Below are 21,193 nucleotides of genomic sequence, written 5' to 3'. Positions count from 1 at the left end.
TTTATTCTGCCTTCAGATATTTATCATTTAATACGCCGGGAACTTTTACGACTGTTGTCACAGTGTCTTCGAGTGCTTCGAAATCTGTGTACTCACCCGGTGAGATTTTAACAACTTCTCCCGCACTGATGAGATTACCGTTCATTAAAGCTCGACCACTGACAATCACAGTGATCTCTGTGGCGATTTTATGGCAATGACTGGCTTCTTTATCACCGGATTTGAAGTGCTGAACAGCAACTTCAACATCAGTTGTTTTGTAAAGAGTAGGCTCAAAACCGCCAACAAACCACCCACGGATAAACTGATTTACCTTTTTAATTTCCATAAGATTAACCCTAAAAATACCAATCAATTAAGCAGTAATTTCTCAACTAAGATAGGTCGAGTACACAGAAAAAGATCATGAAAATCAGCAGGCTACCGCCCTTAGCTGTAGTAACTAAAGTCCTCATCAAAACATTACTAGTGTGGTTTAAAAAACTTAAGTTTTTGATATTTTTACTTTTCCCGGTAAAAAATACAACCCATGCCATGCCTGCCCTGAAACAATACAATTCTAACACGGGAGGACTTTTATTAGGAATATGACAGAGGGATTATGTGGTGTTCTTCTGCATAAAAAATTGGTTCATAGTGTAGAATTGTTAATTAAATAAACAAAGTTGTTATATGTAATCTATTAATGCATTCACTAACATTATTTTTGTTAAAAATTCTTGCTTTTTTCTATGCTTTTGATTTTTTAACTGTTGAGAGTTGTATTAACCCGCCATGATGATAAATTATTGACGTCAGTTTAATATGGCATGAGATGAATCGGCTGTACAACAACATACTAATATTTATGAATATTTTAGTTATTGATAGTGTATGTTTTATCGGCTCAGCGGTTGTGAAACCTCTAGTTACTGACCATGATAATGAAGTGTTGGTGGTCGATATCCTAACTTGCACAGGTAATTTTTAATCACTAATTTCGATTGAATATTGACCATGATTTTTATTTTTTGAATTTATAGCTTTATTGAATAAATCGAACTCTTGTTGAATTGGAGGATCAGATTGAATCAACCTTAGTTTCCTAGACTCTTCCGTGCCTCATAAACTACAGGGTTAGTCCTCACAGACACTGTGGCGGCGTTTAACATTATAAAACATCTCGACATAATCGATGATATCGGCCTTCACCTCTTGCCTATTTTTGTAGATCCGTTTCTTGATGCGTTCCCGTTTTAGCAACTGGAAAAAGCTTTCTGCCACGGCCGTTGTCATGGCAATTACCTCGACGACGCATGCTGCTTCTCAAATTGTGTGCTGTCATAAAATTCAGACATCTTTCGCTCTTATATTGAGAGCCCTGATCTGAATGGATTAATACTTCCAACGTGGGTTTACATCGCCATACCGCCATAAATAATGCATCCATTACTAAACAGCGGACATTCGTCCACTCATGCTCCAACCGATAACCCTGCCTGAGAAGAGATCAAGAATAACAGCCAGATATAGCCAACACTCATGCGTCCTTATATAAGTCATGTCACTCACCTAATGCGTATTTGCGGTTGGGACAACGAACTGGCGTTCAAAGTAATTTGAATCGGCAAGCATCTTCGGTATCTAGTCTGAGATGCTAGTTCAGCGCGCCTCATCAGGCGCGCGATCATGTTAGGTCCGAAGCACTCACCTAGATCTTTCATATCGAGCCAGACTTTTCGATAGCCGTAAACCGTACCTCTTTCAAGCCACAGTTAGTTAATCAAGCCTGTTAGCTGTTCATCTTACCGGGTGCGCAAAGATTTGGGCCGCTTTAGCCACTAGTAATAACCGCTGTGATGGAGGGCAAGAACCAGAAATAATCGGCGTACAGCATAAAAAGACGACATTTCTTTAATGAAGGCGTACTTCATGCTGAAGTGTATCGTCCTACTTACGCTGCAGCTCGGGCTTCTGGTGTAGTGGTCAACAAAAACTGGCCACGGCTTTAGAGTTTTTCCAGAACAATCGCTCTGATTCATTTGGCGTCAAACCACCATTATATTGATGAGGTCTGAGCTGGCTGTAATATCCTGTGATGTAATTTATTATTGCCGTGCTGGCTTGGCTAAAATTAGCGTAGCCATTATCCGGTACCCACTCTGTTTTCAGACTTCTGAAGAACCGTTCCATTGGGCTGTTATCCCAGCAATTTCCCCGACGACTCAGACTTTGCTTTATCTGATATCTCCACAGTCACTGCCTGAAATTCCTGCTGGTATAGTGACTGCCTTGATCCGAGTGATACAGTAAATTAGCCGGTTTTCCCCGTACTTCCCAGGCCATCGAGAGGGCTTTACCTGTCAGTGTTGAATCAGGGAAAAATGACATCGCCCAGCCAACCGGTTTACGGGAAAACAAATCGATTACTACAGCCAGATAAGCCCAGCGTTTTCCCGTCCAGATATAAGTCACATCACCGCACCAGGCCTGATTAGGCTCGGTAACAGCAAACTGGCGATCTAGATGATTAGGGATCTCAATGTGTTCCTTAGACGCCTTCTTATAACGATGGCCAGGTTGCTGACCGCTGATAATATTGAGCGCTTGCATTAGCTTTGTTGCCCGCCAGCGGCTCAGTTTTATACCTTTGGTGGTGACCATCGCGGCAATGCCTCGCGCTCCTGCTGAGCCGTTACTTTCGCGATAAACTTCACGCACAAGGCTCAGTAATTTCACTCTCGTGGCATCAGGCTTCTTGGGCTGCCGCCAGTATTTATAACTGCTGCGATGAACCCCAAACACGTTGCACACAACGGCAACAGGAAACCGCGCCCTGAGCTTCTCAACTAATGAGAATTGTTCAGGGAGTCTGACATCAAGAGCGCGGTAGCCTTTTTTAATATATCCCTTTCCATTTCAACGCGTTGAAGTCTTTTCTTTAGCTCGCGTATTTCAATCTGCTCAGGTGTCATGGGTGAAGCAGTGGGTGATTTTCCCGCTCGCTCTTCTTTCAGTTGTCGAACCCATTTGTCCATTGTGGATTTCCCGACATTCATTGCCGTAGCAGCGGTAGCAACGGTGTAATGCTGATCGAGTACAAGCTGGGCAGCTTTGAGGCGAAACTCGGGGCTAAAATTGCGTCTGTTACGTCCGGTCATAATGTCACCTATTTTTACTGTGAGGTGATGATATCACCTCTATTCAGGTGGCCAAATTTACTGTACCACTACATGGTAGCGCTTAAACCAGGCGTAAAGACTATTAGTGGATACACCAAATCAAGAGGGAACCTCAGATACAGGGTACCCCTGCTCAGTGACCTGTTTCACAGCTTCAATTTTGAACTATTCAGTGAACGTTTTGACTGACATAAACACTCCTCTTTAGGCCTCCATTATGAAGCAAAAAAGTGTCTACGATACCTGGGCTATTCGCCACAATAAATAGTGCTGCTTCTATTAAATATAGCAATAACACACAAGGTAGGTAACAATCGCTATAGTACCCATCAAAACTGAGCAATTTTACCCAATAGTAATATTTTCATGATGTAATTTAATGGCCTGCCAATAAATGTGCTAAGTAGCGCCCATACTCAGTTTTGCTTAAATATTTGGCCTGTTTGGCGACTTGTTCATTCGAAAGCCAGCCCTTCCTTAAGGCAATTTCCTCAAGGCAGGCAACTTTCATACCTTGGCGTTTTTCAATTGTATGAATGAACTGTGAAGCTTCCATTAAGCTATCGTGTGTTCCTGTGTCAAGCCAAGCGAACCCACGCCCTAATAACTCAACTTGCAGTTGATCTTTCTCTAGGTACATCTGATTTAAGCTTGTTATTTCTAATTCACCACGTGGAGATGGTTTGACTGCTTTCGCCATATCTACAACGTGGTTATCATAGAAATAGAGTCCCGTCACCGCCCAAAGAGATTTTGGTGAGGTGGGTTTTTCTTCTAAAGAGATGGCTTTGAAATTTTGGTCAAATTCTACTACGCCAAACCGCTCTGGGTCTGGAACCTGGTAACCAAAAACTAGAGCCCCTGATTCTAAGTTCGCAGCATTTTCTAATTTTTTACCGAAACTTTCGCCAAAATAAATATTATCTCCTAACACTAATGCACACGTATCATTACCAATGAATTTCTCACCAATAAGAAACGCTTGTGCTAGACCGTCAGGAGAAGGTTGAATAGCATAGGAAAAACTAACGCCAAAACGACTTCCATCACCTAATAAGCGTTGAAAACTCGGCATATCATCAGGTGTTGAAATAATCAGAATGTCTCTAATCCCTGCTAGCATTAATACAGAGATTGGATAAAAAATCATTGGCTTATCGTAAATAGGAAGCAATTGCTTAGATACACCCTGTGTAATCGGATAGAGTCGAGTTCCTGACCCACCTGCCAGAACAATCCCTTTCATTATGGATTCCCCTCATTTTGCGAATCTAAGCCTAAACTTTCACCTGTGTAAGAACCGTCTAGTACACTTTGCCACCAGTCTTTGTTGGCTAAATACCAATCCACCGTTTTTTCTATCCCTGTTTCAAACGTTTCTTGAGGTTGCCAATTTAAATCTTTCGTTATTTTTGACGCATCAATTGCATAACGAGCATCGTGACCAGGCCTGTCTTTTACAAACGACATCAATTCTGAAAAGCTTTTGATATCGTTAGGTTTGTTAATTATTCTCTTGTCAAGAATACTACAAATAGTTTCTACAACTTCAATATTCTTGCGCTCATTATTGCCACCAATATTATAAGTTTCACCGAATTGTGCAGTCGTTGCGACTAAATAGAGTGCACGTGCATGATCTTCAACATATAACCAATCCCGTATTTGCTGCCCATTACCATAAATGGGTAAAGCTTTGCCTGCTAAAGCATTTAGTATAGTCAGCGGGATTAATTTCTCAGGGAAATGATAAGGACCATAATTATTAGAACAGTTAGTGATAACCACTGGTAAACCGTAAGTACGATGCCATGCCCTAACTAGGTGATCACTGCTGGCTTTTGAAGCAGAGTAAGGACTACTTGGCGCATAAGGTGTTTCTTCGGTAAAAAGGTCTGTTGTTCCTTCTAAATCGCCATACACTTCATCAGTAGATATATGGTGGAAACGGAATTGTGCCTGCTTATCATCCGATAGTTTATTGTAAAAGTCTCGAGCCGCTTCTAATAGTGTGAAAGTTCCAATGATATTGGTCTGAATAAATTCAGCGGGTCCATCAATAGATCGGTCTACATGGCTTTCTGCTGCGAGGTGCATCACAATATCAGGCTGAAACTTGGTAAATTGCTCAACCACGGCCTGCTTATCGGTGATATCTGTGCGCGTAAAGCTAAATCGTGGGTTATCACACACATCTTTTAAAGACGTCAAGTTGCCAGCATAAGTTAAGCTATCCAATACAAGCACATAGTCATCGGTCTGCTCAATAATATGTCTGACTACGGCTGAGCCAATAAAGCCTGCGCCTCCCGTTACAATCACTTTCATTAAACTATGTTCTCACTTATGGTCGTTGATACCGATTAATCTATCTTATGCATGCTACCGCCCTTGGTTGTCGTTACCAAATCACGGGTGAAAATTATGACCCCCAGCACTAATCTAATTTAAACTCAGTAACTTAGAGTCTTTCTATGTAGTATTAACTTCAAGCCACTATGCGAATAGTAAGCTTTATGGGTAGAATTATATAGATTTCTTAGACTAAACTGAAATTATGCACATTAATTTTTGGATATTTCTCAAATTAATCTAACTAGATAGCTTAATTTTTCTATAAATCAGTAAGTCAACATATTAATTTCATGTGCTAACAGTCTAAATAACTGCGCCGAATAGTCGATCGCGGCTCTGTTAAATAAATCAGTATTCGGATAAGCATCTCTGCAGTTGGCCAGATTTTAGGCAATTCTGACGCTTTCTGGCATAGCAGACTTCGTCATTTTGTTCAGTGCACACACCATGGCCATAGCCTCCGCTACTTACCCATCATAACCACGCAGTGTCAGTGTACCTCCAAACAGCTGTTTTACCTTGTACATCGCCGTTTCCGCTATCGAGCGACGGTTGTAATCTCTTATCCGTTTCCACCGCACATTGCTCCCGCTCAGACGCTGATTTACTACTGCACGGTTTCAGTCCACGTACTCTCCGGGCCAGTAACCCGCTCCTTTACGGGGAGAGATCAGTGCGCTGATATGCTTACGCCGAAGTTTATCGTGGCACAACCGGGTGTCGTAAGCGCCGCCCTAATTTTTCTGTAAGTCTGTCGGATAAGGCCCTGGAAGGCTTCCGAGCCCGTGACATTGTTCAGCGACAGGTCTGCACAGATAATTTCATGCGTCTTCGCATCAACGGCCAGATGCAACTTATTCCAGGCCCGACGCCGCTCTTTGCCGTGTTTCCTGACTTTCCACTCTCCTTCACCGAAGACCTTCAGGCCGGTGGAATCAATCACAAGATGCACGATTTCGCTCCGGGTAGCTGTTTTGAAACTGATATTGACCGACTTCGCCCGTTTGCTAACGCAAGTGTAATCCGGGCAACGGAACGTTCATCAGGGCGAAAATAGAATTAATGAAATCCAGTGCAGCCCGCAGGCTCGGCCGGAATAAGCGTTTACTCATCAGAGCGGTGGTGATGGCAAGATCAGAATAACGCTGGGGTCTTCCCCGTGCTGAAGGTGTGGCTGTATGGTCACACCACGACTTAATCGTCTCATCATCGAGCCAAAAAGTGAGGGAACCACGGTTGATGAGGACTTTATTGCAGGCCTTCCTATTAGTGATTTTGAACTTCTGCTTGCCACGGTACGGCCTGTGTTGTCAGGGGATGCATGATCTGATCTTCCAACTCAGCAAAAGCTCGATTTGCTCAACAAAGCCATTTATTGCTTACTGGCTGGCTACAAAGTCTTATTGCTCAACAACTCTTTCGACGTGAAATACATAAACAGCCTTTCAAGAGTCTCTTTTTCTCACCATCGTCCTGGACTGCCTAGCGGTGATACTCTACTTGTCCCGCAGCACTGCTGAATTAGCCGTAAATCCACCGCGAGCAGACAGCCACTCCTCGCGATACCCCTTACTTACACCACAATACCCTCAAGCACCAACACCCCAACTAAACCAATAACTGAGATAATGGTCTCCATCACCGTCCACGTTTTAAGCGTCTCCCCCACGCTTAAGTTAAAATACCCTTTAAATAACCAGAAACCAGGGTCATTAACATGGGAAGCGATGACGCTACCAGCCCCCACGGCAAGGACCATCAGAGCGGGATCTGTATGGGTAACTGCGATAATAGGTGTCACAATTCCGGCGGTGGTAATAGCGGCTACCGTCGCAGACCCTAGTGCAATACGTAACATTGCGGCAACGGTCCAACACATCAGTAAGGGTGAAAGCGAGGAGTTACGCATCGTCTCCGCAATATACTCCCCGACACCACTATCAACCAAGACCTGTTTGAAAGCCCCACCCCCTGCAATGATAAATACGATCATGGCGATAGCGGCGATCGACGACCCGCACATCTCCATGACCTCTTCAATGTTACGGCCATTACGTAAACCTAATGTTACCGCTGCAATAATCACCGAAATAAATAAGGCGACAGCCGGGTTGCCGATAAACTCGAAGAATTGGCGAATAGGATTTTCTTTGGCGACTGTTAATTCAAATACTGCCGCTAGGGCCATAAGGACCACGGGGATTACCGCGGCAAAGATACTGGTCCAGAACCCCGGCATCTCAGCATCAGTAAATATTTTTGTATTATAGAGGCCCTCTGGCGGTGTCTTCTCGTATTTTTTTAAAAAACGGGAGAAGATAGGCCCAGCGATAATGACCGTCGGTAAGGTTAATATCATGCCATAAAGCAGGGTTGTACCTAGATTTGCGCCAAAGATAGTCGCTATCGCGGTTGGACCAGGATGAGGAGGTAAAAAGCAGTGCGTAACAGATAGCGCTGCCACCATGGGGACGCCAATATAGAGGAGTGGAATACCCGCTGAGACCACAACGGTATAGACCAAGGGTAGCAGCAAGACAAAGCCAATCTCATAGAACATGGCTAACCCAACGACCAAGCCAGTAACCATCATTGCCCACTGGACGCGTTGCTTCCCAAAGGCGTCAATTAATGTCATTGCCATACGTTGCGCTGCGCCGGTGTCAGAGACTAATTTACCGAGCATCGCCCCAAAACCGAGGATCATGGCTAAGCTACCAAGGGTGCTACCCACCCCTTTTTGAATTGACGCTATCACCTGTAGAGGCGTCATCCCTTCAGCGATCCCAACGACAGCGGAAACAAAAATTAACGCTAAAAATCCATTAACCTTAAAAACAATCATTAACACAAGCAACAGCACAACACCCAAAGCAATAATAGTAATAGGCATATAACTACCTTTTAAATAATTATTGGTTAAATGAACACACGACAGGCTGTCTTTTAATGGAGATCAATACCTATTCGATGCCAATATCAAAAAACTAAAAGACGATTACACGTTCATCCAATGAGGCAGCGAACGGAATACACTGCGATGTCTCCACCACTTTATATTGGGTAAAGCCGCCATCGACGTGGGGCTCCCTCATCGCACTGCCAAAAAACTGCATGGCAAGACATTGGTTCGATTCGTCAGCTAAACAATATTGGTATTGTCCAAAGGCTTTAGCGGGATTGATCGCGACTTTTTGTCCAGGGTGTAGCGAAGGACTATCACTCTGCTCTACCGTACCAATCACCTCATGACCGAGCACCATTGGCATCTTGATGGCATAATTGCCGACCTTTCCGTGCTGATAATAGTGCAGATCTGAGCCACAAATTCCGCCACGCAATACCTTGATTAGTGTCCCTTGCCCTGAATAAGTGACGGTTTGTGTCACGACCTCCACAGCTTGTTTTCCTTTCACCACACAAGAGCGAGTCGTTATTGTCATACTTGCCGCCTTTCTAAAAATGATGAGGATGTAGAAAGTGCAATCAAACCGCGAATAAATATCGAAATCTATCGTTCAGCACACTTATTTGCGATCGTAATGATGAGAATTTTTCAAAATGTGATGGGAAGAGAGTTTCTTACTCAATATGAGTCACCTAAATTACTCTCGCTGAGTAGTCCCCGATTTCGGGTAAGTCATTACCCTATGGAATAAAGTACGTGGGAAGTTCCGAGCCCTATAAATGCCCCATAGTTCAGCGCCCCCGAGGGGTTACGCAAAGACTCAGTTATTTGCCGAATAATCGAGATAAGGGCTGCGCCATGATGATGATAACACCTAGAAAAATAACGAATGCGCCCAGGTAATCGTCACGTATTAGATTAACGCCCTCAACCCATCGTAACCAACTTAGTGCGACAAGAATGTAGACACCTCCATAGGCAGCATAGGTACGACCAGCGGCCGCAGGGTGCAAAGTCAGCAGCAAGCAAAAAATCAACAATGAAAGCATCGCGGGGATAAAGAGAACCAGAGACTTACCTTGCTTAACGATTAACCACGGTAAATAACAGCCAATAATTTCGGCAATAGCGGTGACAATAAATAGAAAGAAATAATAGACATAAAGCAAGGGACGTTCCTTTAAAATAAATAAATCGCCAGAGAACGTACCTAACTCATCTCGCAGAAACAAGGGAGACAGTTATATTTTCTATCTATTACACCGCACTATTACCTAGAACATGCTATTTCCGTTGGCAGCATTCTCGGGTATTGCTTGAATGACATCCCAATGCTCAACAATTTTCCCATGGTCGACACGAAAGATATCGACAATCGCCTGCCCCCGATCTTGTGGACTTTCCGTAGAATGAATATGTAGCCATACAAGATCGCCGTCTACCGCGCTTCGGATAATCTGCGCATGGGACTGCGGATGCTGCTGAAAATAACCTTTAAAGTAACTAACAAAAGGCTTCTTACCATCCGATACCTGTGGATTATGCTGACGATACCCCTCTGCAACGACTTTCGCCGCCGCATCAGTATCGTGTCGGTTAAAAAATTGATTATAGAAAGTAACGACTAGCTGACGATTCGCCTCACTTTGTGAGCTCGCCACACTATCATTCGGTGCGGCGAATAGTGAAGCGCTGACTATTAGTAAGCTAACGCCAATCGCTAATGCTTTGCAATTACGCATTATCGTCTCTGACCTTAATAACCGACTGTAAAACGTTGACGAGAATGGGTAGGTTTTTCAATTTCATCCACTAATGCCACCGAAAAATCCTCGAAAGAGATGCGACTGCCTTGCTCATTACTTAATAATGAATCCTTCCCTAACCGGAAATGGCCGGTTCTCTCTCCCGGCTCAAATAGCGCAGAGGGAGAAATAAAGGTCCAATCTAAGGCTTTCTCGCTACGAAGTTGATTGAGAAAATCAAGGCCGGCACGCGCCTCCGGCAAATATGCTTCTGGGAAGTTAGGTTGATCGACCAGTAGCTCACCCGGTGCTACCTCCAAACTCCCTGCACCGCCTACAACTAAATAGCGAGGTACCCCAGATGCTTTTACCGCATCAATAAGTCGCGTTGGTGAAACTTGTACAAACTTCACCGCACTCACCACAACCTGGTGACCACTTAACTTCTCGATAAACGCTTGTGTATCATTAATATCGCCTTGAACTACTGTGACATGAGGTAGATGGGGCACGGAATCCGGCTGGCGAACAATCGCCGTGACGCTGTGACCGCGCTGAGAAAGCTCTTTTAGAATACGTGCCCCTACATGACCTGACGCACCAACAACTGCAACCGAAACCATATAAACCTCCTGAAGAGAACGAAACCTAGTCTTAATTGTAGACTGCTTAATTTGATGCTACTGTGCCGCCTGATTCTTTGCAAGAGGTTGGCCTGTTGCACCTAAGTCACGCCAAAGTGACTACTTGATCAAATGAAGGATGAGTGATGGCAAACAAATATGCGCAATACGGGCATCCCTGTCCGATCCGTGATGTGTTGGATCGTATTGGTGACCAATGGAGTTTATTGATTCTAGAATCGTTGGCGACTAAAGCATTTCGTTTTAACGAGCTGCATCGAGAAATTGGTGATATTTCACGTCAGATGCTGACGGTAACGCTAAAACGGTTAGAATTTGATGGCTATATTTCTCGCACAGTATTCGCTGAGGTTCCAACTCGTGTGGAGTATCGGCTGACGACGTTGGGTGAATCCTTCCTGTATCCTTTACAACAATTGGTACAGTGGGCAGATCGCCATCACGAAGCTATCTGCTATTCACGCAAGGCTAACGGCGCTACTCCGGTTATAGACCAGTCGTGATAGCGAGCTGTTGTGCAATCAATACACTGAGTTTCTGTCGCTGCTGTCCTTGCATATCAAAGTTATCTGGGGCCAACCACCGCTGGTACGCCGCCTGTAACGTAGGGTAATCGTGGTCAATGATCGAAAACCATGTCGTATCACGGTTGTGTCCCCGTACCACCATCGCTTGGCGAAAGAGACCTTCGTATGTAAAGCCCAGGCGTAGCGCTGCTGCGCGCGATGGCTGATTTAGCGCATTACACTTCCACTCCACCCGGCGATAACCGAGGTCTTCAAGCGTGTAACGTAATAATAATATGATGGCTTCAGTAGCTAGGCGCGTACGTTTAAGTTTAGATGAGTAAGTAACGCTGCCAATCTCAATCACACCCTGTAATGCATCAATCCGCATAAGTGCAATACTGCCAATCGCTCGCTGCGTCGTAAGATCAATAATCGCATAATGTAATGGGTCGTTAAGTGTCTCTAAATGAGTAAGATAGGTTAGATAATCCCCTTGCTGATCGAAAGGGCCGGAGAGTAAATAGGTCCAATCCCGCGTGTCTTTAGCCTCGGCAAACGCCCTATACAGATCTTCGCCATGTTTAGTCGCATTGATGGGCTCAAGTCGACAATATCTACCACTAAGCGGCTTTTTCGCTGGGCGTTGTGCCCCCTGCCAATTTTCAATCGGTTCACCAATAGGCTGTTGATACTGATTATAGTGCGTCATACTGATCCTTATGATCCTGAGTTCATGGTGTGAGAACAATAAGATGACAAACCCTTGGTAGGGTTTAAAGTACCAAGACTGGGGTATTTTATAGGACCATATGAATGTTTGATTTCTCGCTACCCTTAGATAAAACCTCTTCGCCTTTGGGAGAGAAAAAAGCCTCATTACAAAAGCAGTTAGTGACACGTTTACAGCAGGCTATTTTATACGGCGACCTTCCCGCTGGGACGCTGTTGATACCGACGCGGTTACTGGCTAAAGAATTAAATATATCGCGTAATACGGTCGTGAACGCTTATGAACATTTACTTGCTCAGGGTTACGTGGTTACTGACTCAACAGGGACTCGCGTGGCGCCCCGCCTCGCAGTAAATACCTCGCCTACTCAGCAACACGTCACAACGTCTTATCCGCTTCCGACTCGGTTCGTACAGACATTAAGTGCTCGGCAGAAACTATCAGCAAATATGATGCTATCACCTGGTATGCCCGCCTTGAGTCAATTTCCCTTGGCGAAATGGCGCCGTTCCTTAGAACGCGCTTGCCAATCACTGCATATCCCGCAACTCGGTTTTAACCACCCTCTAGGGGAAGAATGCTTACGCCAAGCCCTTGCCCAGCATCTCTATCTCGCGCGAGGCGTGGTCTGTCGGCCAGAACAGATTATTATTACCGAAGGGGCAAAACAGGCACTTGAACTCTGTGTGATGCTTTTTACGCAGCCCGGTGATCATGTTTGGGTCGAAGATCCAGGTTATCGTGCAGCGGCAACGATCTTTCAGGGGGGTAACCTTACTACCCATCCCCTTCCTGTTGATCAAGAAGGACTCAATATTCCTGAAGGTACATGGCAGCATCTTTCCCCTTCTTTAATCTATACAACCCCTGCCCACCAATATCCTTCCGGCGCCGTCCTTTCCATCTCTCGGCGCCTGTCACTTATCCACCATGCACGCCAACACGGTAGTTGGATTATTGAGGACGATTACGACGGGGAGTTTCGTCACCAAGGAGAACCCATCGCATCGATGCAGGGCATTACCAAGGACGCGCCCATTATTTATATTGGATCGTTCAGTAAAACCCTTTTCCCTACACTACGCTTAGGCTTCATCGTTCTTCCTGCTACGGTTATCGAGCAAGCCGAATCCGTACTGCATGAAATTTTTAGAAGTAGCAATCGCTTACAACAAGTTGCACTGGCTGATTTTATCGACAGTGGTGAGTTTGCTCGTCATCTTGCTCGTATGCGTAGGCTCTACCGACAACGCCAGACAGCGCTTCGCCGAGCCTTAAATACCTATTTTTCTGACTACAATATTCTTGGGGGAAAATCGGGAATGCATCTCACGTTACGTCTACCTAGTAACAGTGATGATATCTCTATTGCGGCGGCAGCCAATCAGCAGCGGTTAGGTGTGCGAGCTTACTCTCAATATTTTCAGGATCCACAGCAAAAACAATCTGGATTGGTGATTGGCTACGGTAACACTGAAACGTCATCGATCGCTGATGCCGTTGAGCGATTAGTGAATATTATTCAACAGTTCTTATCGCCTACCTAGCACCATGTACCGCCAGCTTACAACTGAGATTTCAATAAAAATAAATAAAATCAATTAAATAGATGTAACGGTTATTATTCATCTCTCAGTATAGTACCGATATAATCTTGAGCATTTTGCAACATGAAGATGACTCATACAGAAATGAAATTAAGTCACTTCCCCTGTCGCCTCGACTCTGGCATAAATAAGTCATTGGCGGCAGACAGCATGTATCACTGAACTCAGCGCGCTCAAAGAACAATTAAAGCCGGCGTGCGGATCAGGCATCACAACAGAATTAGGATACCAATAATAATGAATAACGCATTTTCCTTTAGTATTAAGAGCCTTCGCTTAGATGAGCATTACAATCCGTCAGAAAGCACACGCATCACGACTAATTTCGCTAACTTAGCGAGAGGCGAAAAACGCCAACAAAACTTGCGTAACGCTTTAACGATGATCAACAACCGTTTTAATTCTTTAGTCACTTGGGATAATCCAAATTCTGACCGGTATGCCGTTGAACTGGATATTATTTCTGTAGGCATGGAAATTCATGCAGGCAGTGACGATAGTTTTCCTGTGATTGAAATCCTTAAGACCACTATTGTCGACACCAAAACCGGTCAACATATTGAAGGCATCGTGGGTAACAACTTCTCTTCATACGTCCGTGATTACGATTTCAGCGTAGTACTTCCAGACTTTAATAAGAATAAAGAGAATTTTTCCATCCCTGATAATTATGGTGTGTTACACGGTAATATCTTCAAGGCTTTCGTCGATTCTGAAGTTTATGCCCAGCATTTCAGCAAGCAACCCGTTATTTGTTTAAGCGTTTCCAGTAAAAACGTATATCACCGTACGGGGAATGTTCATCCAGTATTAGGGATTGAATATCAACAAGATGCGCCATCACTCACTGACTATTACTTTGAAAAAATGGGGTTACATGTTCGTTATTTCATGCCTGCAAATAGCGTTGCACCTTTAGCCTTCTATTTCCACGGTGATCTACTCAGTGATTACAGTAACTTTGAATTAATCAGTACCATTAGTACGATGGAAACATTCCAAAAAATCTATCGTCCTGAAATTTATAATGCCAACTCACCGGCAGGATTACGTTATCAACCGGCATTGAATCATCAAGATCATTCATTAACCGTTATTGAATACGACCGTGAAGAACGTACGCGTTTGGCGACCGAACAAGGTAAATTTACCGAAGAATATTTTATCAAGCCGAACGAAGCACAACTTGAACAATGGTCAGCTCAGCAAGTCCTCTAATAAATTAAAACAATAAGGTCACCTGTTATGAAAATTTTACTCCCTACCTCCACAGCGGGCAGCTTACCGAAACCGTCTTGGATTGCTGAGCCAGAAAAATTATGGTCACCCTGGAAGCTAGAAGGCCAAGAACTGATCGATGGTAAAAACGATGCGTTACGCCTTTGCTTAGATGATCAAGTACGCGCTGGCATCGATATCGTGAGCGATGGTGAACAAACACGCCAACACTTCGTGACTACTTTTATCGAACACTTAGACGGCGTTGATTTTGAAAAACGCGAAATCGTCAAAATCCGTAACCGCTATGAAGCGAGTGTTCCTTCCGTAGTCGGCCCTGTTTCTCGTCCAAAATCGGTATTTGTTGAAGACGCAAAACGCTTACGTCAGCTGACCGATAAGCCGATTAAATGGGCACTTCCTGGTCCAATGACCATGATTGATACCCTGTATGATGGGCATTACAAGAGCCGCGAAAAACTGGCATGGGAATTCGCTAAGATCTTAAACCAAGAAGCGAAAGAGCTAGAAGCAGTGGGTATCGATATCATCCAATTCGACGAACCTGCATTTAACGTGTTCTTCGATGAAGTCAACGAATGGGGCATCGCAGCTTTAGAGAGAGCTATCGAAGGCTTAAAATGCGAGACGGCGGTCCATATTTGCTATGGCTACGGTATTAAAGCAAATACCGATTGGAAAAAGACCCTCGGCGAAGAGTGGCGTCAATACGAAGAGATTTTTCCAAAGTTACAAAAATCGAATATCGATATCGTCTCTCTGGAGTGTCATAATTCCCGCGTACCGATGGACTTAATCGAATTAATCCGCGGCAAGAAAGTGATGGTCGGTGCCATTGATGTGGCCACCAACGAAATCGAGACACCAGAAGAAGTGGCTGAAACGCTGCGCAAGGCATTACAATTTGTTGACGCGGATAAGCTTTATCCAAGTACTAACTGCGGGATGACACCGCTATCTCGTGATATCGCTAATGCTAAATTACGTGCGCTAAGTGCCGGCGCTGCGATTGTTCGTAATGAATTATTGAATAAATAAGTCACTCTCTAATCGCCCAGTGAAGCATGATAAATTATACTTACTGGGCGATACTTCAACCCCCCTCTTCATACCTTCCCCTCAATCTTTTTTATCAAAAATATTAACTTCATCTGTAATCGTCCTCTCAATAAATCCTTAATTACCACTCTATAGTAGTATGAACAGTCAGGAGGGTTATGATGAAAATACTTCTCTTTGCCACGCCGTATCGCGAAAAATTACTCCCGCTTCATAAACGATGAAAAGATACACCTCACTAACCCTTATCATTCTTGTTTTGATTATGATTTTCTGTTTCTACCAATAATCTCATAAAGAGAAATTATCCTTAGTTTTACACCGACTTAATAAGCCATCTAAACTAATCGATTCCCACTCACTAACGATAACCTTATAGCTATTAGGATAAAAACTGATAAATAATTCTATTCTAAAAATAATCGGCTATACAAAATCAAACTGAAACTTTATAACACTATGATGATAACCAAAACTTAGGGATAGAGTGATGGCATGGTTATATCGCGTCAATACTAAACAGTTTTTGCTTAATGGACATTATCGGTTTTCAGCAAAATACTCAGGCCGCCCCGGCTATCAAGATAATAGTGACCACCAGTGTGTGAAATCTAAAGGGCCCATACCTAAAGGATCCTATACCATCGGCAGACCTTTCCATCATCCGAAAACAGGCCGTTGGACACTAAGACTGACGCCTTCTCCCTCCAACCAGATGTGTGGTCGAGGCGGTTTTATGATCCATGGTGACAGTCAAACACATCCTGGCGAGGCTTCGGATGGGTGTATTATTTTAGATTTCTTTTATAGAAAAATGTTAGCCGAATCGGGTATTACCTTACTTGAGGTAGAACAGTGAAAAAAATTATTGGAATAATTTTATGGCTAGTATCTGTGCAAACTATTGCAAGCAACAATGTAGGATGCGCCAAAGTCGGTGCCTCGATGTATATAGATTTAACCGATGCTATCATCAAAGATCTAAAAATTAGCCCAAATCAGATAATTAGAAATAACGTAACCGTCGAAGTCCTATCTGTATTGCCAATCTCAAAATTTTATGCTGAAAAACTGGCTGATTACGATTACAAACATCAGCCCTTAGATGTGCTCAGCAAGGATGACTATGTAGAAGGTTATACGACAAAAGATGTAAAAATTGTTGTTGCCAAATATACTTACCGTAATATAAAAAATCAGAAAAATATATTTATTGCATCAAGCTTAAAAAATAACAATGAATGCTCATTACGATTTAATGGTTATATGATTGTTGATAGGGAATTTTGATTTCTGGCAATTCCCCCCTCTAAGTGGGGATAATCCATGAACAACCCCTCCATCCTTCCAAACCAGTTATTTGATATTAAGAGTCTGATGCTTACACCCTCCAGCCAAAAGCATCCTGGCGAGGCTTCCGATGGTTGCATTATTTTAGACGATTAATACCTGAGAGCGATGATCCTTTACTTAGAGGTTGAGTAATGAAAAAAATTATTGGGCTTTTTTTAGTCGTATTATCCACCCAGTCAGTCGCGAGTAATGATGTGGGCTGCGCTAAAGTCGGAGCCTCAATGTATATAGGGTTAACCGATGCAATCGTGGAGGATCTAAATATTAGCCGAAATCAGATTATCCAGAAAAATGTCAGTGTGGATGTTCTTTCAGTATTACCAATTACGAAGGTTTATGCTGAACAACTGGCTAAGGAGGACTATAAAAAACTAAATACACATATCCTCAGTCTTGATAATTATATTGAAGGTTACTCTACAGACAACACCGAAGTTATTATCGCAAAATATACCTACCGTAATGAAAAAAATCAAAAAAATATATTTATTACTTCTAGCCTGCAAAATAAATATGAATGCTCCGTTCGGTTTAATGGGTATTTGACTATTGAAAGGGAATTTTGATTTACCATCACCCATCCATTAATTATTAAATCTTCATATATAAAAAATCTCGGCATACTATATAAATTTAAATATAATAATAGAAGGTTTTTATGAGCAAAGGTTCATTAAGGTTATTAACAAGCGGGGAGATAGCACTATCTAAAAGTATTTTCAGAAATTTAGTTATTTATTCCTGCACCTGGATTCATTAAGGCAGTTACCTACCCTTTAACCTACAAGGAAAAAATACAGCCATGAGTCCAAATGGGGAAATTTATTTTCAAAATTGGTATTGTGATGATTTCTCAAAAAAATCATTTCAGCACCAGCATATTTTCATACATGAGATGGTCCATGTTTGGCAGTTTCAACACGGGAAATGGGTTAGAATGCGGGGACTGGCAAGTGGATTTATTAGCTATGAATATAGATTAGAAAAAAGCAAAAAACTTCTTGATTATAGGTTAGAGCTGCAAGCACAGATTATTGCAGACTTTTTCCTATTAGATAAATTCGGAGTGGATATCTGGTTAAATAATAGAGGAATTCATAAAATAGTCTCTTATATAGGACCTATAAAACCCAATCTATATGAAGATTATAAACATATTATGCGGGACTTTCTAAATTCATGATAATATTAAAAAAATTATCTCTCTTATTCATCCTTTCTATCAGTGGCTGTATTTTAGGTGATGACTTAAGTAGAAGATATAGAGAAGAAACCAATGTTATTGCTCATATAACAAACAGGGAAATATGTTTAAATCCATTTATAAAGGACAACGAATTCATTACATACTCCTTAATATATAATAAAAAAGAACCATCGATAAATATAAAAAATAAAATTCACGGTAAGTTTGAAGGTGATAATTACTGCCTTAAAATGAAACCCTTGGATCTTATACCAAATAATGAGTATTTCATCTATTTAGTGATAGGAAGTGAAAACGTAAGCAATAAAGAAATAAATAAAAATAGAGTTGTAGTTTCTAGCTTTTTATATTAAATTAATGTAATGGAATTACTCCTAACAAGGAACCCATACCATTGGAAAATATTGCGATCAACCCACTATCAGATTGGTGAGCGGAAAAATTTTGCCATTCAGTGTGAATGTTAATAATATCTTAGTGTGGCTTAATTGGTGAAATAACCGGTGAAAATACTAATACTATCGCTATTATTAATAAGTAATACGGTCTATGCATCGCTTACTGCCGAAGAAAGAATCACTCATTGCTACTCCTTAACGACTATATCTTCAGCTATTAATAACTGTCTTTATGATAGCTACAATGAAATAAGAAAAGAATTTTATTTAACATTTATAGAATTAAACAAAAAAAATAGAATCACAACAGAAATATATTACTCATTACAATATTATTAAAAGAAAACTAGCCGATTCTAAAAGAAATTGGCAGAGTTCTGTAAATACTGATTGTTTATTGGAGGCATATGTTTACGAAAAAGATAGTTATGCTTTTTTCTCAACAAAATATAGTTGCCTGATCAATCGTTATAGACAGCGAATAGACTATTACCATGACTTTGAATTTATGTAGTGTTGATTGTCGCTATCATTAGCTTATTTAAAAATCCAGCGTCCAGCTTTTGCTGATTCCACCAACATACGAGTCGTAAGAAGTTTTGGTGAGATATAAGGAACCTTTTGAGATAAAGGCCTTAAGAAGTTCGGTAATAAGCCTTTTTCATAAGGCCAGTATAGTAAGAATTCAAACTGACGACTCCCCACGTTAAAACGTTTAAAAAAGTCATTCATGACCTCATTAACGGTCTCTCCGGCTCAAGGATATCTACTTGTTGATAGACCAGTATCGAGAGTGACTTGCGGCTTATTTTTTGAAAGAAGGGGTTTAACGTTATAGCTCTGGTCATACCATGCGAATACCGCATCTTGTGCGTTTTTTTTTACCATAATTTGTCACTCTTTTTTGTATTTAGATTATATCGTTGAGTTTTTTCCATGTAATTTGAGTCACATCGTTCATTATAAACCCTATACCTACACAGGCAACTGTAGCGTAGGAGTTTAAAGATGAATAGGTAGGCTATTGAACGACAGTAAAGTGCTATCGATTAGCTAAGTGACTACCTCATTGACAGCATATTAACTCAATGACTATTTATTCAGTCGTTCAAAAAAATCCATTTCGGATAGATATTCATTGGCCAAACAATCATTTTCTCTTGCTATCTCTGCATCCGTGTTTATAGATTCAAAAATAAAAAGATGACATTTTTTCTCTATTGTTTTATCCCATGATTTTTTCAAGTTGACTATCTTGCTCTTCTGCTCTGGGAGATTTTGAATTGTTTCTTGTACTTTTTTATCCAACAGAACTTTAGAAGCTTCAGCTTTCCTAATATATTTTTCGTTTATCTCTTGTAATTGATTTAGCTCTGTTTCAGTAAATGCCGCACTGGCATACGGGGAGACTAAAGTATAAACTAAAACTGCACTAAAAATTTTCATAGAAATCGACCCTTCTTTTGAACCTATCTTTGGGAACGAATAGACAAAGTGATCTATCTGAAAGGATCTTACCAAATTTTTCAAGGTCCCCTTCATAGGCTAATTTTTGTAAGTAAGATCTTGTTGAAATATTGTAATCACCACGATAGCGTAAATCAATTAGAATATCTTTTATTTTTTCTGGAATATTATCCCAAGCTAAGCTTGGTGAAATGTCTGGATTTGGATGGTAATCCACTATATTTTTTTTAGTTTTGCATATTCTTTCCACATCCTTTTTCATTTTTCCATAAGTCACTATAAATAGTGATAATTGTTGTCTATCTGTAATTTCACCTATAGCATCTCTATTTTCAAGGACGAATTTATATGCTAAGCACCCTTTCAACTTGGCCGCATCAGATATTCTCTCGGCTTTTTCCTTTTCGACTCCCGCTATTTGTAATGACATCAATATCTCAGATCTTGTCCTATCGCCAAGGTCAAATCCTCGGCCAATAGTTACACCAGAGTTATTCTTTCTGCAAGATATCGAATTCCCAGGCCAGTGTATTTTCTTGGAGTAATCTCTGCTTGATTTAACATTATCCCCCTCTGCCCTAAAAGTTAGTATCCCAATATTTGGCTCTAGCATACCGTAATCCCTTTTGGTTACTTAACATATTATGTATTGAGAACCTTTCAAGTCAAAAAGTAAAAATACAATTAATTATTTTCAAAAGCACCCTTGTATAGATATAATGTAAAATATCACTATTATTATTTACATTTGAATTTTTCTCTATATTAAAAATAAATTGAAAAATTTCCATTCCTCTATGAATTATTAAGA

19 protein-coding genes and 6 pseudogenes are annotated in these 21,193 nt (G+C 41.6%); 9 read left to right on the top strand and 16 right to left on the bottom strand.

The window, feature by feature from the left end:
- Position 1: 1 nt before the first annotated feature.
- The 12 genes and pseudogenes from HGT73_RS00800 to HGT73_RS00745 form a co-directional block, all read right to left on the bottom strand.
- Positions 2-328 (bottom strand): hypothetical protein, encoded by a 327-nt coding sequence (locus tag HGT73_RS00800; RefSeq protein WP_214211727.1) that lies wholly within the window; start codon positions 326-328, stop codon positions 2-4.
- Positions 329-1,116: 788 nt separating this feature from the next.
- Positions 1,117-1,913 (bottom strand): annotated as a pseudogene (locus HGT73_RS00795) (IS3 family transposase); the annotation flags it as partial.
- A gap of 52 nt (positions 1,914-1,965) precedes the next feature.
- Positions 1,966-3,140, bottom strand: a pseudogene (locus tag HGT73_RS00790) (IS3 family transposase).
- 123 nt (positions 3,141-3,263) lie between these two features.
- Positions 3,264-3,353: pseudogene (locus tag HGT73_RS00785) on the bottom strand (transposase); the annotation flags it as partial.
- A gap of 184 nt (positions 3,354-3,537) precedes the next feature.
- Positions 3,538-4,407, bottom strand: a complete 870-nt coding sequence (rfbA, locus tag HGT73_RS00780; RefSeq protein WP_214211725.1) for a glucose-1-phosphate thymidylyltransferase RfbA — start codon at positions 4,405-4,407, stop codon at positions 3,538-3,540.
- Complete coding sequence (gene rfbB / locus HGT73_RS00775; RefSeq protein ID WP_214211723.1) at positions 4,407-5,489, bottom strand: dTDP-glucose 4,6-dehydratase; 1,083 nt, start codon at positions 5,487-5,489, stop codon at positions 4,407-4,409. Before rfbB ends, rfbA begins: the two co-directional genes overlap by 1 nt.
- 413 nt (positions 5,490-5,902) lie before the next feature.
- Positions 5,903-6,810: pseudogene (locus tag HGT73_RS00770) on the bottom strand (IS5 family transposase).
- A gap of 279 nt (positions 6,811-7,089) precedes the next feature.
- Positions 7,090-8,409, bottom strand: a complete 1,320-nt coding sequence (locus HGT73_RS00765; RefSeq protein ID WP_214211721.1) for a gluconate:H+ symporter — start codon at positions 8,407-8,409, stop codon at positions 7,090-7,092.
- Between the two features lie 97 nt (positions 8,410-8,506).
- Positions 8,507-8,959: pseudogene (locus HGT73_RS00760) on the bottom strand (alcohol dehydrogenase catalytic domain-containing protein); the annotation flags it as partial.
- 289 nt (positions 8,960-9,248) lie between these two features.
- The gene (locus HGT73_RS00755; RefSeq protein WP_214211717.1) at positions 9,249-9,593 is read right to left on the bottom strand and encodes a YnfA family protein; all 345 of its coding nucleotides are present in this window, start codon (positions 9,591-9,593) and stop codon (positions 9,249-9,251) included.
- 105 nt (positions 9,594-9,698) lie between these two features.
- Positions 9,699-10,166, bottom strand: a complete 468-nt coding sequence (locus tag HGT73_RS00750) for a nuclear transport factor 2 family protein (RefSeq protein ID WP_214211716.1) — start codon at positions 10,164-10,166, stop codon at positions 9,699-9,701.
- Positions 10,167-10,180: 14 nt separating this feature from the next.
- Positions 10,181-10,792 carry an NAD(P)-dependent oxidoreductase gene (locus tag HGT73_RS00745; RefSeq protein ID WP_214211714.1) on the bottom strand — a complete coding sequence of 204 codons (612 nt, stop codon included), beginning with the start codon at positions 10,790-10,792 and terminating at the stop codon, positions 10,181-10,183.
- Between the two features lie 146 nt (positions 10,793-10,938).
- Between HGT73_RS00745 and HGT73_RS00740 the strand changes: the two genes are divergently transcribed.
- Positions 10,939-11,316 (top strand): winged helix-turn-helix transcriptional regulator, encoded by a 378-nt coding sequence (locus HGT73_RS00740; RefSeq protein WP_214211712.1) that lies wholly within the window; start codon positions 10,939-10,941, stop codon positions 11,314-11,316.
- Here the strand turns inward: HGT73_RS00740 and HGT73_RS00735 are convergent.
- Positions 11,300-12,031, bottom strand: a complete 732-nt coding sequence (locus tag HGT73_RS00735; protein ID WP_214211711.1) for a GNAT family N-acetyltransferase — start codon at positions 12,029-12,031, stop codon at positions 11,300-11,302. The genes HGT73_RS00740 and HGT73_RS00735 overlap by 17 nt on opposite strands.
- Positions 12,032-12,135: 104 nt before the next feature.
- On the opposite strand from HGT73_RS00735, the gene pdxR reads away from it, so the two are divergent.
- The 8 genes from pdxR (at position 12,136) to HGT73_RS00695 (ending at position 18,870) form a co-directional block, all read left to right on the top strand.
- A complete protein-coding gene (gene pdxR, locus HGT73_RS00730; RefSeq protein ID WP_214211709.1) occupies positions 12,136-13,599 on the top strand; it encodes a MocR-like pyridoxine biosynthesis transcription factor PdxR in 1,464 nt (487 codons plus the stop codon).
- A 297-nt stretch (positions 13,600-13,896) separates the two neighbouring features.
- Complete coding sequence (locus HGT73_RS00725; protein WP_214211707.1) at positions 13,897-14,877, top strand: DUF1852 domain-containing protein; 981 nt, start codon at positions 13,897-13,899, stop codon at positions 14,875-14,877.
- A gap of 27 nt (positions 14,878-14,904) precedes the next feature.
- Positions 14,905-15,936, top strand: coding sequence for a methionine synthase (locus HGT73_RS00720; RefSeq protein ID WP_214211705.1), 1,032 nt, complete (start codon positions 14,905-14,907; stop codon positions 15,934-15,936).
- Positions 15,937-16,447: 511 nt separating this feature from the next.
- Positions 16,448-16,816, top strand: coding sequence for a tlde1 domain-containing protein (locus HGT73_RS00715; protein WP_214211703.1), 369 nt, complete (start codon positions 16,448-16,450; stop codon positions 16,814-16,816).
- A complete protein-coding gene (locus HGT73_RS00710; RefSeq protein ID WP_214211702.1) occupies positions 16,813-17,247 on the top strand; it encodes a Shiga toxin A subunit in 435 nt (144 codons plus the stop codon). The genes HGT73_RS00715 and HGT73_RS00710 overlap by 4 nt, the downstream gene beginning before the upstream one ends.
- A gap of 194 nt (positions 17,248-17,441) precedes the next feature.
- Complete coding sequence (locus HGT73_RS00705) at positions 17,442-17,876, top strand: Shiga toxin A subunit (protein ID WP_214211700.1); 435 nt, start codon at positions 17,442-17,444, stop codon at positions 17,874-17,876.
- A gap of 236 nt (positions 17,877-18,112) precedes the next feature.
- The gene (locus HGT73_RS00700; RefSeq protein ID WP_244968385.1) at positions 18,113-18,493 is read left to right on the top strand and encodes a type VI secretion protein; all 381 of its coding nucleotides are present in this window, start codon (positions 18,113-18,115) and stop codon (positions 18,491-18,493) included.
- The gene (locus tag HGT73_RS00695) at positions 18,490-18,870 is read left to right on the top strand and encodes a hypothetical protein (RefSeq protein ID WP_214211698.1); all 381 of its coding nucleotides are present in this window, start codon (positions 18,490-18,492) and stop codon (positions 18,868-18,870) included. Before HGT73_RS00700 ends, HGT73_RS00695 begins: the two co-directional genes overlap by 4 nt.
- 582 nt (positions 18,871-19,452) lie before the next feature.
- On the opposite strand, the pseudogene HGT73_RS14715 reads toward HGT73_RS00695, so the two are convergent.
- The 3 genes and pseudogenes from HGT73_RS14715 to HGT73_RS00675 form a co-directional block, all read right to left on the bottom strand.
- A pseudogene (locus HGT73_RS14715) lies at positions 19,453-19,653 on the bottom strand (DUF1493 family protein); the annotation flags it as partial.
- Positions 19,654-20,007: 354 nt separating this feature from the next.
- Positions 20,008-20,361, bottom strand: coding sequence for a hypothetical protein (locus tag HGT73_RS00680; RefSeq protein ID WP_214211697.1), 354 nt, complete (start codon positions 20,359-20,361; stop codon positions 20,008-20,010).
- A complete protein-coding gene (locus tag HGT73_RS00675) occupies positions 20,348-20,995 on the bottom strand; it encodes a pesticin C-terminus-like muramidase (protein ID WP_214211694.1) in 648 nt (215 codons plus the stop codon). The genes HGT73_RS00680 and HGT73_RS00675 overlap by 14 nt, the downstream gene beginning before the upstream one ends.
- Between the last annotated feature and the right edge of the window lie 198 nt (positions 20,996-21,193).

Origin of the sequence: Rosenbergiella australiborealis, from assembly GCF_018494035.1 — a bacterium.
Lineage (GTDB): Bacteria > Pseudomonadota > Gammaproteobacteria > Enterobacterales > Enterobacteriaceae > Rosenbergiella > Rosenbergiella australiborealis.
This window is presented reverse-complemented; position numbering and strand designations above follow the sequence as displayed.